This window comes from Flavobacterium frigidum (assembly GCF_048286795.2).
Genome location: NZ_JBLVPT020000001.1, coordinates 130164 through 144481 on the forward strand (window position 1 = coordinate 130164; position 14318 = coordinate 144481).

Below are 14318 nucleotides of genomic sequence, written 5' to 3' on the forward strand. Positions count from 1 at the left end.
TTATAAATACTTTACCTTTGTTTAAAAGATACCGTAATGAACAAAAAAGTAATTCTAATGATTTTAGACGGTTGGGGTAAATCTCCTGATCCTAAAGTTTCAGCGATTGATAATGCTAATGTCCCTTTTATAAATAGTTTATATAGAAATTATCCAAGTGCACAACTACGAACGGATGGTTTAAATGTAGGTCTGCCTGATGGCCAAATGGGGAACAGCGAAGTTGGACATATGAATCTTGGCGCTGGCCGCATTGTATATCAAGATTTAGCTAAAATAAACCTTGCCGTGGCACACGACACTTTAACTAAAGAACAAGTTTTAGTAGATGCTTTTTCGTATGCCAAAATAAACAACAAAAAAGTACATTTTTTAGGTTTAGTTTCTGATGGCGGTGTACACTCCCACACCTCCCATTTACGCGGATTGATCGATGCTACACAGCAGCACGGCTTGCAAAAAGTTTTTGTTCATGCCTTTACTGATGGTCGTGACGTAGATCCTAAATCAGGCAAACATTATATTCAAGATTTACAAGATTATATTGCAAACACCACTGTAAAACTGGCTTCAATTGTGGGGCGTTATTATGCCATGGATCGCGACAGACGCTGGGAAAGAATAAAACTTGCCTATGATTTATTAGTTAATGGTATAGGAAGGCATACTACAAATGCCGTTGCTTCTATTGAAGAAAGTTATGAAGTAAATGTAACCGACGAATTTATCCATCCTACAGTGATGGTTGATGAAAATAATAAACCACTAGCTACAATTGAAGAGGACGACGTGGTTATTTTCTTTAACTTCAGAACCGACAGAGGACGAGAATTAACAGAGGTTTTAACGCAAATGGATTGTCATGAGCAAAATATGTACAAACTCAAGTTGTATTATGTTACGCTTACCAATTATGACGAAACGTACCAAAATATAAAAGTCGTTTACAATAAAGATAATATTACGGAAACGCTAGGTGAAGTCCTGGAGAAAGCGGGCAAAAAGCAAATTCGTATTGCGGAGACAGAGAAATATCCGCATGTTACTTTCTTCTTTTCTGGAGGTAGAGAGCAGCCATTTATTGGCGAAAGCCGCATCTTGAAAAATTCTCCAAAAGTGGCCACTTATGATCTACAACCACAAATGAGCGCCTTTGAATTGACAGAATCCCTTGTGCCAGAGTTAGAGAAAGAAGAAGTAGATTTTGTTTGTCTCAACTTTGCCAACGGCGATATGGTGGGCCATACAGGAATTATGAGTGCAGCAATACAAGCGTGCGAAGCTGTTGATCAATGTGTAGAAAAGGTGATCACAACCGCACTAGCCCATAATTATACAACACTAGTAATTGCAGATCATGGAAATTGTGAAACGATGATTAATCCTGATGGCAGTCCAAATACGGCGCATACTACAAATCCAGTTCCGATAATTCTAGTAGACAAAGACATCCGATTGATCCATGATGGTGTATTAGGTGATATTGCTCCAACTATTTTAGAACTATTGGGGGTTGAAAAACCTGAGGTAATGACGTGTCATTCACTGCTATGAAAAAGTATATCATTGCGTTATTAACTATCGCATTATCAAGTTGTTACTAATTAGGAACAGGCAAGAATAGTAGCCCTGGCGAGAATGGTTCAAAGGGAATAGGAACCGAGAATGGTAAAAATGGAGCGCCTGGTAAAAATGGTGACCGTTAAGCAAATGAAAGATAATTAAAAACTAAAGAGTTGTCAAAAGTATTTTTGATCAGCTCTTTTTTTATGAATTAGACTCTCACAGTTAAAAGCTAATTTCACATAAATAAAAGTTAAATTTTCATAATTAATAGCAATACTATTATTTTTGTTTACATTTGTTTCAAATTTAAATGTGTAACTAATATTAAATTAAAATGAAAAAACTATTGTTATTTTTAATGTGTTTGGCCCTAACAACCACGACTTATGCCCAAGAAAAAAAGAGTAAAAAAGAAAGAGAAAAAAAAGCTGAAATTGATTCCCCACAATGGAGAAAAGAGCATTATGTTGTCAATAGAGATTCTGCTTATGCAGATCCAAGAATAGCGTTAAAGAAACTAATGGGTGGAAACAAGCGTTTTATTGAAGGAAAAACAATCAAACCAAGGCAAGATATGAACACCATCAAAAGCCTTGAAAACGGTCAAGAACCTTTTGCAACAATTGTAGGCTGTTCAGACTCTAGAGTTCCTAATGAAATGATTTTCGATCAAGGTTTAGGTGATTTATTTATCATCAGAACAGCAGGGCAAGTATCTGCAGCTGCATCCTATGGCAGTATGGAGTTTGCTGTTTTAAAATTGAAAACAAAACTAATTGTAGTACTCGGACACACAGAATGCGGAGCCGTAGCTGCGGCTGTAGAACGCCCAGAAGATGTGCCTGGTCATATTGTAACCTTAATAAATGAAATTAAACCTGCGGTTGCTAAATGTGCTCATTTACCTGGGAATCCAGTTAATAATGCTGTCCGTCAAAATGTGATTGATCAAGTAAATAATTTACGTGACTTAGATCCTATTTTGCACAAGAAATATAAAAACGGAGAAATTTTAATTGTAGGTGCCGTTTATGACATTCACACTGGAAAAGTCGAATTTTTACAAGAAACGTTACATAATTTACCACAACTTAAGAAATAATGTAAATGAAGAAAATTGTTTTATCAACACTGCTGCTGCTTGTCTTCAGCAGTGTATTTGCTCAAAGCACAAGGATCCAAGATAACAACCAAATAGGCTGGCTGGGCTATTTTGGAACTTTTAAAATAGCAAAACAATTTAGTATCCACTCAGAATATCAATGGCGAAGAGACAATTACGTCAATGACAAACAACAAGGCCTTTTAAGGGTAGGATTAAATTATCAAGCCAATCCTAAAATACAATTGAGAGCGGGTTACGCATGGATTGAAACCTATCCGTATGGAGATTTCCCAATTAACGGTTTAGGCAAGGATTTTACCGAGCATCGAATTTTTCAAATGGTAACGTTGACCGATAAAATTTCAAAGGTGGAGTTGTCGCATCGCTTTATGCTGGAGCAACGATTTGTAGGTAGATATACAAAACCAGAATTAATTGTTGAAGATGATTACCTTTTTTTAAACCGCTTACGATACATGTTCCGCATTCAAATGCCTTTAAAGGGCAATGAGATTGCAAACAAAACGCCTTATGTAGCTGCATATAATGAGATATTTATTGGTTTTGGTAAAAATGTAAATGAAAATATTTTTGACCAAAATAGAATTGGGTTGCTATTGGGTTATAAATTTAATTCTAATTTAAGAATTGAAGGTGGTTACCTCAATCAAAGGGTACAACTTGGCAGGGAAATCGATCAGCGAAACGTGTTCCAAAACAATAATGGCTTTGTTGTAAATACCGTAATAGGAATTGATTTAACAGCTAAATAAGTCTTACATGTATTATCTTAAATACTGATTAGTTTGCCGTAAATATTTCAATTGAGACAAAATGCAAGCATTTAAATTACAGCTTCTAAATGAAATCAATTAAAAATTGACATCAAAGTAAAATTAGCAAAGCAAATTAATTATATTATTTAATTTTAGATACAAAAGCATACTAAACTGTATGCTTTTTTGTGTGAATTACACCGTGCAATGGCACTATAATTTTCATCTTAAATTATCGTTAAATAACAACGAAATGATAGTATTACTATTAATTATGGTGTACTTTTGTTTGAATTAAAAACCAAAACTATGAAAACATACTTTTTTTCTGCAATTGTACTTTTACTCACATCTAGTTTATGGGGTCAAATACAGTATGACAAAAACAGAGAATTCAATGATCTTAATGATGCTTTAAAAAATCCAGAACTTATCTATCGATTGAATTTAAGCAATCAAAACATAAAACTTGATGGTGTGGATTGGTCTAAATTTATCAACTTAGAATACTTGAGTTTGAAAAATGACCATTTGAAAGAAATTCCAAGTGGTATTACAAAAATAAAAACTTTAAAATCAATTGACTTAAGTGGTAATGACTTTGATATGCTTCCTAGTGATTTCTCAAATCTAAAATTACTTGAAGAAGTACGATTAAACGATGAAAGCAGAATGGACTTACCACAAACACTTAATGTTTTAGCTAAGTTACCAATCCTTAAATCTTTGTATCTAGAAAATGATCACCTCAAAACACTACCAAGTGAATTATTAAAAATAAAAAATCTAGAATATTTATTTCTAGGAAATAATCAAATTGAGAAAGTTCCGGTTTTAAAAGAATTAGATCATCTCAAATTTTTAGATTTAAAAGACAACAAAATAAAAACCGACTTACAAGACATGAAAAATTTGAATTTTGGATTTAAAGTGAATTTCTAACAGGATAAAATTAAAAACAGATACTAAATTCAAATTTGAGATTAAACAAAATTATGGACGCTATTTTACCAAATATTAGTATTACTATTAACGAGAAGTTGTACGTTAAAAATCCCGAAACCTCCACTTTAGGTAAAAAAATAATAGAAAACAGTATCTTACTTATTGATGAAATTGGTTTTGAAAATTTTACCTTCAAGAAATTAGGGGAAAGCATTGGGTCTAATGAAAGCTCTATTTACCGATATTTTGAAAGTAAGCATAAACTCCTTTTATACCTATCTTCCTGGTATTGGGGATGGATGGAATATAAATTAGTTTTTGCTACCAACAACATAGCTAATCCTCTAGAAAAACTAAAAAAAGCAATCGCTATTGTTACCGAAAAAATAGAAGACGATTCTAACACTGCGCATATTAATGAGGCTATATTAAACAAGATCATCATCGCCGAATTTACCAAAACCCTTTTAACCAAAGAAGTTGATGAGGAAAACAAAATAGGTTTATTTTTAGTGTATAAAAAAGTCATTAATCGCATTATCGCAATGATTGAGGCGGTAAATCCGGAGTACCAATTTGCTAAAAGTTTAGCCTCTTCAATTGTGGAAGGTGCCTTGCATCAACATTTTTTGAAAGATCATTTAAAAACAATAACAAATTGTAATGAAACTGTTTCACCGACTCATTTTTATATCGATTTAGTGAAAATAATTACCAAATAAAAAAATATGAAAAACACACCTTTAGAACGATTTTATAATTTACTGGCATTAGACCGGAAAGATGTATATCAAATATTTTTCTATGCTATTTTTGCTGGATTAATAAGCTTGTCATTGCCACTTGGCATTCAAGCTATTATAAACTTTATTCAATCTGGGCGCGTGAGTGCTTCCTGGATTGTGTTGATCGTTTTGGTCGTTTTTGGCGTAGCACTAGTTGGGATTTTGTCGCTAATGCAACTTCGAATTACTGAAAACTTACAACAAAAAATATTCGTACGCTCCTCTTTTGAATTTGCGGCCCGTTTACCAAAGATAAAAAACGAAGAGCTTTACGACACCTATCCTCCCGAGTTAGCCAATCGCTTTTTTGACACCATGAACATTCAAAAAGGAACTTCGAAGTTATTAATTGACTTCTCAGCGGCTTTGTTGCAAATTATTTTCGGTCTTATTTTGCTTTCTTTATACCATCCTTACTTTATTGTTTTTGGATTCTTACTGTTCTTACTGTTGTTTTTTATTTTTAAGTTTTCATATAAATCTGGTCTAGAAACTAGTTTAAAAGAATCAAAATTTAAGTATAAAGTTGCAGGCTGGTTACAAGAAATGGCACGTAATAATTTCAGTTTCAAAAATGACTTAAATTACAATTATGGCTTGCAAAAAAACAACAATCTTGTAGGCGACTATTTAATCTATCGAGAAAAGCATTTTAAAATTATTCAACGACAATTCAGTCAATTAATCATTTTTAAAATCATTATTACAGCAAGTTTGCTCTCCATAGGTGGATTTCTTGTATTGTCACAACAAATGAATATCGGACAGTTTGTTGCAGCAGAGATTATTATTTTATTAGTAATTAATTCTGTCGAAAAAATAATTCTAGGTTTAGAGACGTTTTATGATGTGCTTACTTCAATTGAAAAAATAGGGCAAATAACTGATTTAGAGTTAGAAGATGAGATTGACTCTAAAAGTGAGACGTGCTACAACAAAATTACATTGGAAACAGAGGACTTAAGTTTCAAATTCTCTGATTACTCTAAGGAAATACTCCATGGTTTAACCTTGAAAATAGAACAAGGAGAAAGAATTGCAATTTACGGTGCCAATGGATCTGGAAAAACAACCCTCATTCGTATTTTATCTGGATTGTTGCATCCCACCTCTGGGTCTTTGTACATCAATGATGATACGTTTAGAAAAATAAATTTAAAGCAATACCACTCGCAAATAGGCAGTATCATTCATGGGGAAACACCTTTTGAAGGTACCTTATTGGAGAATATCACTTTCAATGACCCATCAGTAAGCAGCGAAGATCTTCGATGGGCAATTGATGGCGTAAAACTCACCTCGTTCATCAAATCATTGCCAAAAGGACTTGATACGCGCATTTTTCCCGAAGGAAAACAATTATCCTCGTCTAATGCTCAAAAAGTGCTATTAGCTCGCAGTATCATTCATAAACCCAAAATTCTTTTTTATGAAGATCCTACTGACGTAATGGATGAAGATATTGCAAAAGAAATCATCGACTTTATCACCTCTGATAAACACAAATGGACCATTATTGTGTCGTCAAAAAATCCATATTGGAAAACCAAATGCACCCGAAACATTATCATGGACAATGGCATTATTGCACATGATTTTAAAAATAATTAGTTATGCTAAACATATCCAATAATAAAATAAAATTACCGTCGCTTGCTCGATTTTCAACTGTAAAAAATTTAGAAAACAGACCGCATTACAAAATTTTAAATAAAATAATCGCTGGAGTTTCCATTGTTGGGATAGTAGCTCTTTTTCTACCTTGGACGCAAAATATTTCAGGAAGTGGCTCCGTGACGACTTTAAAACCAGATCAAAGACCACAATCTATTCAAAGTGTCATTTCTGGGAGACTAGAAAAATGGTATGTTCAAGAAGGTGACTTTGTTAAAAAAGGAGATACCATCTTGTTTATATCCGAGATAAAAGAGGAATATATGGATCCTAACTTAGTACAAAATACAAAGAATCAGATGGATGCTAAAAAACAATCTCAGCAATCCTATGGTTCAAAAGTAACTACGTTAACAGGACAAATTCAAGCTATAGAAAACGAAAAAGTTTTAAAACTAGAGCAAGCCCAAAACAAGATCAAACAATCAGTACTAAAAATAAAAAGTGACAGTATTGATTTAGTGGCCGTAAAAACACAATTAAGAATAGCCAATACGCAATTCAATCGATCTGTTGCCTTAAATAAAGAAGGATTGAAACCATTGACTGATATTGAAGAAAAAAGACTCAAATTACAGGAAGTTGAGGCGAAAATTATCACTCAGGAAAACAAATATTTAACGAGCAAAAATGAGTTAATTAATGCTAAAGTTGAAATAAATAGAATTGGCGCAGAGTATGCAGAGAAAGCTTCAAAAGCCAATAGTGATAAGTTTACTGCACTAAGCAGTCAATTTGATACCGATGCGCAAGTTAACAAACTAGCCAATCAATACGCTAATTACAGCATTCGAAACGGCATGTATTATATCAAAGCATCACAAAATGGCTATGTCAACAGAGCCTTACAATCTGGCATAGGAGAAACAATTAAGGAAGGAACACCTATAGCTACGATTATGCCATCAGAGTATGATATTGCTGTAGAAACTTTTGTAAATCCTATTGATTTGCCATTGTTAAGCAAAGGCGAAAAAGTCCGCGTTTGGTTTGATGGTTGGCCGACAATCGTATTTTCTGGATGGCCAGATATGTCCTATGGCACTTTTGGTGGAGAAATTGTAGCCATCGAAAATTTCATCAGTGAAAACGGAAAATACCGAGTATTGATTGCGCCTGATAAAAATGAAGACAAATGGCCAAAACAACTGAGCATTGGCTCTGGCGCACAAACAATTGCTTTGTTGAACAACGTTCCTGTTTGGTTTGAATTATGGAGAACTTTGAACGGCTTTCCGCCAAATTATTACACGCCAATGACAAAAACTACTAAAGAGAAAAAATAATGAAACACCTATTTTTAGTTTTTTTATTCTGTGGTTTTGCAGTAACGGCACAAAACAGTTCTTCTAAAGAATTTACATACACAGAATTTCTAGGATATGTAAAAAAATACCATCCATTAGTAAAAAGTGCCAATTTAGAAATCAATAAAGCACAAGCTAATTTGATGATGGCTCGCGGTGGTTTTGATCCAAAAATTGAAGTCGATTTTAGTAAGAAACAATTCAAAGACACTGAATATTATTCTATCCTAAACAGTAGTTTTAAAATCCCAACTTGGTACGGAATAGAAATTAAGGCTGGATTTGACAACAACGAAGGCGTGTACCTCAATCCCGAAAATACAGTTCCAAACCAAGGCCTTACCTCACTTGGAGTTACAGTTCCGCTGGGACAAGGATTGTTCATAAACCAGCGTATGGCCGATGTACGTAAAGCAAAAATGCAAATGCAATTGAGCCAAGCAGAACGAAAACTTCAAGCAATTGCCGTTTTGTATGATGCTTCAATAGCCTATTTTAATTGGAAAAAAAACTACAGCGAAGTAGCGTTATACCAAGAATACAATTCGAATGCACAAATTAGATTTAAAGGAATTCAATCCTTGATTACGCAGGGAGACAAACCAGCTATTGACAGCGTTGAGGCAGGAATTATTGTAAAAAACAGAACTTTAAGTTTAGAAGATTCTATGCTTAAATTGGCTAAAGCCAAATTAGAACTCGCTAATTTTCTTTGGCTAGAAAATAACATTCCATTAGAGTTATCAGATGAATTAGTTCCAGAAATACTGCTGGAATTCACCATTCAAGAGACTTTACGAACCAATGATTTATTAAATACGGATTTTACCATAACCAATCATCCAAAAATTAATGCGTTGCAAAGCAAAATCGATATGCTAAACGTAGATAAAAAATTAAAAGCAAATATGCTGTTGCCAAAAATTGATATTGGCTACTCCTATTTAGCAGAACCTAGCTATATTGACAACTACAAATTTCAAGATTATAAAATAGGCTTGGATTTTTATTTTCCATTATTTCTTCGAAAAGAACGCGGAAGCCTGAAATTAGCAAAGTATAAAGTACAGGAATCCGAATTTACCTTGGATCTTGAAAAAGTACAACTAACCAACAAAATCAACGCACAGAAGATAGAAATAACATCGCTATTAAAACAAAAAGAGCTAATTAAAGGCTTGATGCAAGACAATCGCACCATGTTGACTTCTGAAGAACGTTTGTTTAGTTTTGGCGAAAGCTCCCTGTTTTTAATAAATACCCGAGAGAATAATTTAGTCAGTGCGCAACTTGCAGGGATTGCTCTTGAAAACCGATTTTACATATCAAATTCGGAGCTTTTTAAAATAATGGCCAATCCGGAATAAATAATTATAAAATTGTATTTTTGCAAACTGAAAATTCGAAAATATGATTATTGTAAAATCACGTGAAGAAATAGAGTTGATGCGCGAAAGTGCGTTGATCGTATCCAAAACTTTAGGAATGATTGCTTCTGAAATAAAAGAAGGAGTCACTACCCTATACCTTGATAAACTAGCCGAAGCATTTATTCGTGATCATGGCGCAGTGCCCAGTTTCTTGGGATTATACGGCTTTCCAAATTCACTTTGCATGAGTCCAAACTCACAAGTGGTACATGGAATTCCTAACAATAAACCACTAGAAAGTGGTGATGTAATCTCTGTAGATTGTGGCGCTTTCAAAAACGGATACCACGGTGATCATGCGTATTCTTTTGAAATAGGCGAAGTAGCTCCCGAAACAAAAAAACTATTACAAGTTACTAAGGAATCTTTGTACGCGGGAATTCGCGAACTCCGTCTAGGCAATCGTGTAGAAGATGTGGGTAATGCTATTCAAAAATATACCGAAGCCCACGGTTATGGTGTAGTACGTGAACTTGTAGGTCATGGCTTAGGCCAAAAAATGCACGAAGATCCTGAAATGCCAAATTACGGTAAAAAAGGACGAGGAAAACTTTTTGTAGAAGGTATGGTGGTTGCCATAGAGCCGATGATCAACATGGGAACTAGAAACATCAAACAGCACAAAGACGGTTGGACAATAACTACTGCCGATGGCAAACCAAGCGCCCACTTTGAACATGATGTAGCTATCATTGACGGTAAACCAGAAATTTTATCCACTTTTGCTTACGTGTATCAAGCGCTAGGAATTGTGAGTAATGAAGAAGATGAGTTTAGAAGAGTGCCGCTGGTCTTCTGAAAAACTTAGCAATTAAAACTAAATTACATGACCTTAAATGACTTATATGTTTCAAAAAAAAGTTAAACATATAAGTCATTTAAGGTCATATAAGAAATTCTAAATTTATAGAAGTGAAACTTTCTAAACAAACATGAAAAAACTTTTTAAATTAATACTCAATACCATACCACGTCCATTACTTATCCGTTTAAGTTATGTTGCGCGACCTATCATTGCTTTTTCATTAAAAGGTAATAAATTTACTGATCCTATTGACGGAAAAAGTTTCAAATCGATGTTGCCTTATGGTTACGAAACGCAGCGTAACAACGTACTTTCGCCAAGTACACTTTCTTTAGAGAGACACCGTTTATTGTGGCTGTACCTCAACGAACAGACTGATTTTTTTACAGCGCCCAAAAAAGTCTTGCATTTTGCTCCAGAACAAGCTTTTTATAAATTGTTCCGCAAACAAAAAAACTTAGATTATACCACTACTGATTTGTTTTCGCCACTTGCGGATGTAAAAGCAGATATTTGTAATTTGCCTTTTGAAGACAATCAATACGATGTGATTTTGTGCAACCACGTTTTGGAACACATTCCAGATGATACCAAAGCCATGCAGGAATTGTATCGCGTATTGAAGCCCGGTGGAATGGCCATTTTACAAATTCCGCAAGATTTAAAAAGAGCGACAACATTTGCAGATGACAGCATTACCGACCAAAAAGAACGCGCTAAAATATTTGGACAATACGACCACGTGCGTATTTACGGTCGCGATTATTTCGACAAATTAAGAAGTATCGGGTTTACTGTAGTCGAAGAGGATTACACGAACAAAATCGCTCCTGAATTAGTAGAAAAATACTGTTTGGCCAAAGGTGAAATCATACCAGTTTGTTTTAAATAATTATTGTAAAATATATTCCAACACAGATTCCACAAATTTGCACAAATTTATATGTGTTAATTTGTGGAATTCGTATTTAAAAAACCTAACAATTAAATATCTTATTGCTTTTGGAAACCAAAAATAATTTCAAGTTTTGCTTTGACCTTACTTTTGAAGCAAAACTCAATTGCTATATTCCTAATTCGTATGTGGTTGGACATGCGGATACCATCACTTATTTAGAAAAAAAAGCAAGTCCAGAAGTCCTTCAAAGCATGGGGATAACGGTTGGGAATTTAGATAGCACTACACAAAAAATACTTTCGCTTTGCGAGGTATTGCAACCTGAGGCCTTGTTCAAAAAATACCGAACCAAAAGCAAATCGACCAAAAAAATTGAAGACATCCTAAAAGACGATAAAATAAAATTGGGTATTGAGCAATTTATAAAAATAAGCTTAGCACAATTTTACAACCTCATCAAAGACCATGATTTTGCACTTTCGCTAAACTTAGGCAAAGAAAAAGATTTTCGCATCAGCCGCATCGGGACTCAAAATCCAGATTTGGAAACCGAACTGCATTTTGACAAACACGAAAACGGAATTTCCTACACCTTATTTTTAAAGGACGAAGGCACTACTTTTTATCCTTCTACTACCGCAATCACATTGCTCTTAGATGAACCAGGATGGTTGATCGCACATCATAAACTGTATACTGTAAAGAACATCAACTCGAAAAAAATTACGCCTTTTTTGACCAAAAAAATAATAGAAATTCCTTCGAAATTAGTCCCAGACTATTTTGAAAAATTCATTAAAGACATTGCCAAAAAAGTTGACATAAGCGCTACGGGTTTTGAAGTTATAACTCAAACTGCTGTTCGTTCCTGCAACCTACAATTGGTGCATGATTTTTTTAAAAACAAATACTTTATCAGTCTTTTATTTGATTATGACGGATACGTTTTTGATGCCACTAAAAGCAAAAACACGCATTCGGAAATTGAATTAAAAGACTTGGGAAATATAAAACTAATCCAATACAAGCGCAGTCAAGCTGAAGATACATTTAATGAATCATTACAAGCGCTTGGGCTTAGCAAACAAGAAAACCATCTTTTTGGGCTTATACAAAAACCAGAACAAAAGGATGCTTATGCTTGTATTCAATGGATATTAGCCCATCGAGAAAAATTAGAATCATTAGGTTTTTCATTAGAAAATCTAAAAATCGACGGAAAGAAAATTGATAACAGCGAAGTAACCATTGCATTTTCAAACAGCATTCAAAACGATTGGTTCGATATTAAAATGACTGTGATTTCTGATGATTTTGAATTCAATTTTAGCGAGTTGATTCCGAATATAAAAAGCCAAAATCGCTTGTTTCCCTTACCCAACGGGAATTATTTTTTGATCCCATTAGAATGGATGACACGGTACGGAGCCATGGCAAAACTGGCTAAAATTAACAATGGAACTATCGCGGTTCTCAAAAGTAATTTTGCTGTTTTTGAAGATATCCCGCAATTAAAACAAACCTTACATGTAAAAGAAACTGTTCAATACCAACCTTCGGGTTTGGTTAAAGCTTCGTTGCGACCCTACCAAATAGAAGGTGTACAATGGCTTCTTGAACATTACAACAACGGATTAGGCGCTTGCTTGGCCGATGACATGGGATTAGGAAAAACATTGCAAACCTTATCTACACTGGTCGCTGTACAAGAAAAATTAGATTTTGAAAAAGCAGAAAATATCCAACTCGATTTGTTTGGAAACGAAATTACTGTTGCCAAAGAATACCTAAAAGCCTTGATTGTACTTCCCTCCTCTTTGGTGTTCAACTGGTATAACGAAGCTAGAAAGTTTACGCCTCATTTTAGGAGAGTTCAATATGTGGGACAAGATCGAAAGCTAATTTCTAAAAAATTAGAAAAATACGACTTGATCTTCACGAGTTATGCGGTGTTAGCAAGAGATCTTTCCATTTTAGAAAAGTACCAATTTCGTTTTTTGATTTTGGACGAAAGTCAATACATCAAAAATAAAAACTCGAAAATTTTTAAGGCTATAAACCAAATAAAAACGACTCATAAAATCTCGTTGAGCGGTACTCCTATCGAAAACTCATTAGACGATTTGTGGTCTCAAATGCAATTTATCAATCCGAATATTTTGGGGAGTTACGCTTTTTTTGCCGAGCATTATAAAATTCCCATTGAGAAAAAACAAGACGAAACTAGTCTGCTGGAGCTAAAAAACCTAGTCAGTCCGTTTATTTTACGTCGGACCAAAGAACAAGTTTTAAAAGACTTACCGGAACTTTCGGAACAAGTTTTCTATTGTGATATGGAACCCGAACAAGAGAAATTATACGAAGAAGAAAAGTCAAAAGCGAGAAATGCACTCTTAAAAACCGATGGTTCTGGCATTGACAAAATCAATATTATCAATACGTTGATGCGTTTGAGACAATTGAGCAATCACCCTAAAATGATTGATAAAAAATCAGAACTTGATTCAGGAAAATATATTGCGGTGACGCGTTATTTGGAAACCTTGGTGCAATCCAATCAAAAAACGATTGTGTTCAGTTCGTTTGTGTCTAACTTGGAATTTTATAAAAAATGGAGCATCGAAAACAAAATTGATTTTTGCGAACTCACTGGCGCAACCCCACAAAATGAACGCGCATATCAAGTGCAAAAATTTCAAGAACAAGAGCGCTCAAAATTGTTTTTCATTTCCTTAAAAGCGGGTGGCGTAGGACTCAATATTACCAAAGCTTCTTATGTTTTGTTTTTGGATCCTTGGTGGAATCCCTTTGCTGAAAAGCAAGGAATTGGCCGCGCGCATCGTATTGGACAGTTGAACAAAGTGAATGTCGTACGATTCATTACCAAGAATACGGTGGAGGAAAAAATCATTCGATTACAAGAAAACAAAAAACTACTTTCGGATGCACTGCTGGATGAAAACCACATCAGCCCGGAAATTGAAGAAAATTTAGATTTTATTTTAGCATAAAAAAACCTGCTACTTC

Annotated in this window: 11 protein-coding genes; all 11 read left to right on the forward strand. The window is 34.4% G+C overall.

Annotation, left to right across the window (positions count from 1 at the left end):
* The first annotated feature begins 36 nt into the window (after nucleotides 1-36).
* The 11 genes from gpmI to ACNQGB_RS00695 all read left to right on the forward strand — a co-directional run bounded on the left by gpmI (nucleotide 37) and on the right by ACNQGB_RS00695 (nucleotide 14302).
* Nucleotides 37-1554, forward strand: coding sequence for a 2,3-bisphosphoglycerate-independent phosphoglycerate mutase (gene gpmI, locus ACNQGB_RS00645; RefSeq protein ID WP_417943531.1), 1518 nt, complete (start codon nucleotides 37-39; stop codon nucleotides 1552-1554).
* A gap of 346 nt (nucleotides 1555-1900) precedes the next feature.
* Nucleotides 1901-2668, forward strand: coding sequence for a carbonic anhydrase (locus ACNQGB_RS00650; RefSeq protein ID WP_417943530.1), 768 nt, complete (start codon nucleotides 1901-1903; stop codon nucleotides 2666-2668).
* A gap of 5 nt (nucleotides 2669-2673) precedes the next feature.
* Nucleotides 2674-3444: a DUF2490 domain-containing protein gene (locus tag ACNQGB_RS00655; RefSeq protein WP_417943529.1), complete on the forward strand. Its 771-nt coding sequence runs from the start codon at nucleotides 2674-2676 to the stop codon at nucleotides 3442-3444.
* Nucleotides 3445-3756: 312 nt separating this feature from the next.
* On the forward strand, nucleotides 3757-4389 hold the full coding sequence (locus ACNQGB_RS00660) for a leucine-rich repeat domain-containing protein (RefSeq protein WP_417943528.1): 633 nt from the start codon (nucleotides 3757-3759) through the stop codon (nucleotides 4387-4389).
* A gap of 53 nt (nucleotides 4390-4442) precedes the next feature.
* Nucleotides 4443-5114, forward strand: a complete 672-nt coding sequence (locus ACNQGB_RS00665) for a TetR/AcrR family transcriptional regulator (protein ID WP_417943527.1) — start codon at nucleotides 4443-4445, stop codon at nucleotides 5112-5114.
* 6 nt (nucleotides 5115-5120) lie between these two features.
* Nucleotides 5121-6788: a peptidase domain-containing ABC transporter gene (locus ACNQGB_RS00670; protein ID WP_417943526.1), complete on the forward strand. Its 1668-nt coding sequence runs from the start codon at nucleotides 5121-5123 to the stop codon at nucleotides 6786-6788.
* A 2-nt stretch (nucleotides 6789-6790) separates the two neighbouring features.
* Complete coding sequence (locus ACNQGB_RS00675) at nucleotides 6791-8137, forward strand: HlyD family secretion protein (protein WP_417943525.1); 1347 nt, start codon at nucleotides 6791-6793, stop codon at nucleotides 8135-8137.
* Nucleotides 8137-9525, forward strand: coding sequence for a TolC family protein (locus ACNQGB_RS00680; RefSeq protein WP_417943524.1), 1389 nt, complete (start codon nucleotides 8137-8139; stop codon nucleotides 9523-9525). The genes ACNQGB_RS00675 and ACNQGB_RS00680 overlap by 1 nt, the downstream gene beginning before the upstream one ends.
* Before the next feature lie 43 nt (nucleotides 9526-9568).
* Nucleotides 9569-10387: a type I methionyl aminopeptidase gene (gene map, locus ACNQGB_RS00685; protein ID WP_417943523.1), complete on the forward strand. Its 819-nt coding sequence runs from the start codon at nucleotides 9569-9571 to the stop codon at nucleotides 10385-10387.
* Nucleotides 10388-10520: 133 nt separating this feature from the next.
* Nucleotides 10521-11285 (forward strand): methyltransferase domain-containing protein, encoded by a 765-nt coding sequence (locus ACNQGB_RS00690; RefSeq protein WP_325262341.1) that lies wholly within the window; start codon nucleotides 10521-10523, stop codon nucleotides 11283-11285.
* Between the two features lie 110 nt (nucleotides 11286-11395).
* Complete coding sequence (locus tag ACNQGB_RS00695) at nucleotides 11396-14302, forward strand: DEAD/DEAH box helicase (protein ID WP_417943522.1); 2907 nt, start codon at nucleotides 11396-11398, stop codon at nucleotides 14300-14302.
* The last annotated feature ends 16 nt before the right edge of the window (nucleotides 14303-14318 follow it).

Coding starts and splice junctions, on each gene's coding strand:
- map (WP_417943523.1), top strand. CDS start 9,569: ATGATTATTGTAAAATCACGTGAAGAAATAGAGTTGATGCGCGAAAGT.
- ACNQGB_RS00655 (WP_417943529.1), top strand. CDS start 2,674: ATGAAGAAAATTGTTTTATCAACACTGCTGCTGCTTGTCTTCAGCAGT.
- gpmI (WP_417943531.1), top strand. CDS start 37: ATGAACAAAAAAGTAATTCTAATGATTTTAGACGGTTGGGGTAAATCT.
- ACNQGB_RS00690 (WP_325262341.1), top strand. CDS start 10,521: ATGAAAAAACTTTTTAAATTAATACTCAATACCATACCACGTCCATTA.
- ACNQGB_RS00680 (WP_417943524.1), top strand. CDS start 8,137: ATGAAACACCTATTTTTAGTTTTTTTATTCTGTGGTTTTGCAGTAACG.
- ACNQGB_RS00670 (WP_417943526.1), top strand. CDS start 5,121: ATGAAAAACACACCTTTAGAACGATTTTATAATTTACTGGCATTAGAC.
- ACNQGB_RS00675 (WP_417943525.1), top strand. CDS start 6,791: ATGCTAAACATATCCAATAATAAAATAAAATTACCGTCGCTTGCTCGA.
- ACNQGB_RS00665 (WP_417943527.1), top strand. CDS start 4,443: ATGGACGCTATTTTACCAAATATTAGTATTACTATTAACGAGAAGTTG.
- ACNQGB_RS00650 (WP_417943530.1), top strand. CDS start 1,901: ATGAAAAAACTATTGTTATTTTTAATGTGTTTGGCCCTAACAACCACG.
- ACNQGB_RS00660 (WP_417943528.1), top strand. CDS start 3,757: ATGAAAACATACTTTTTTTCTGCAATTGTACTTTTACTCACATCTAGT.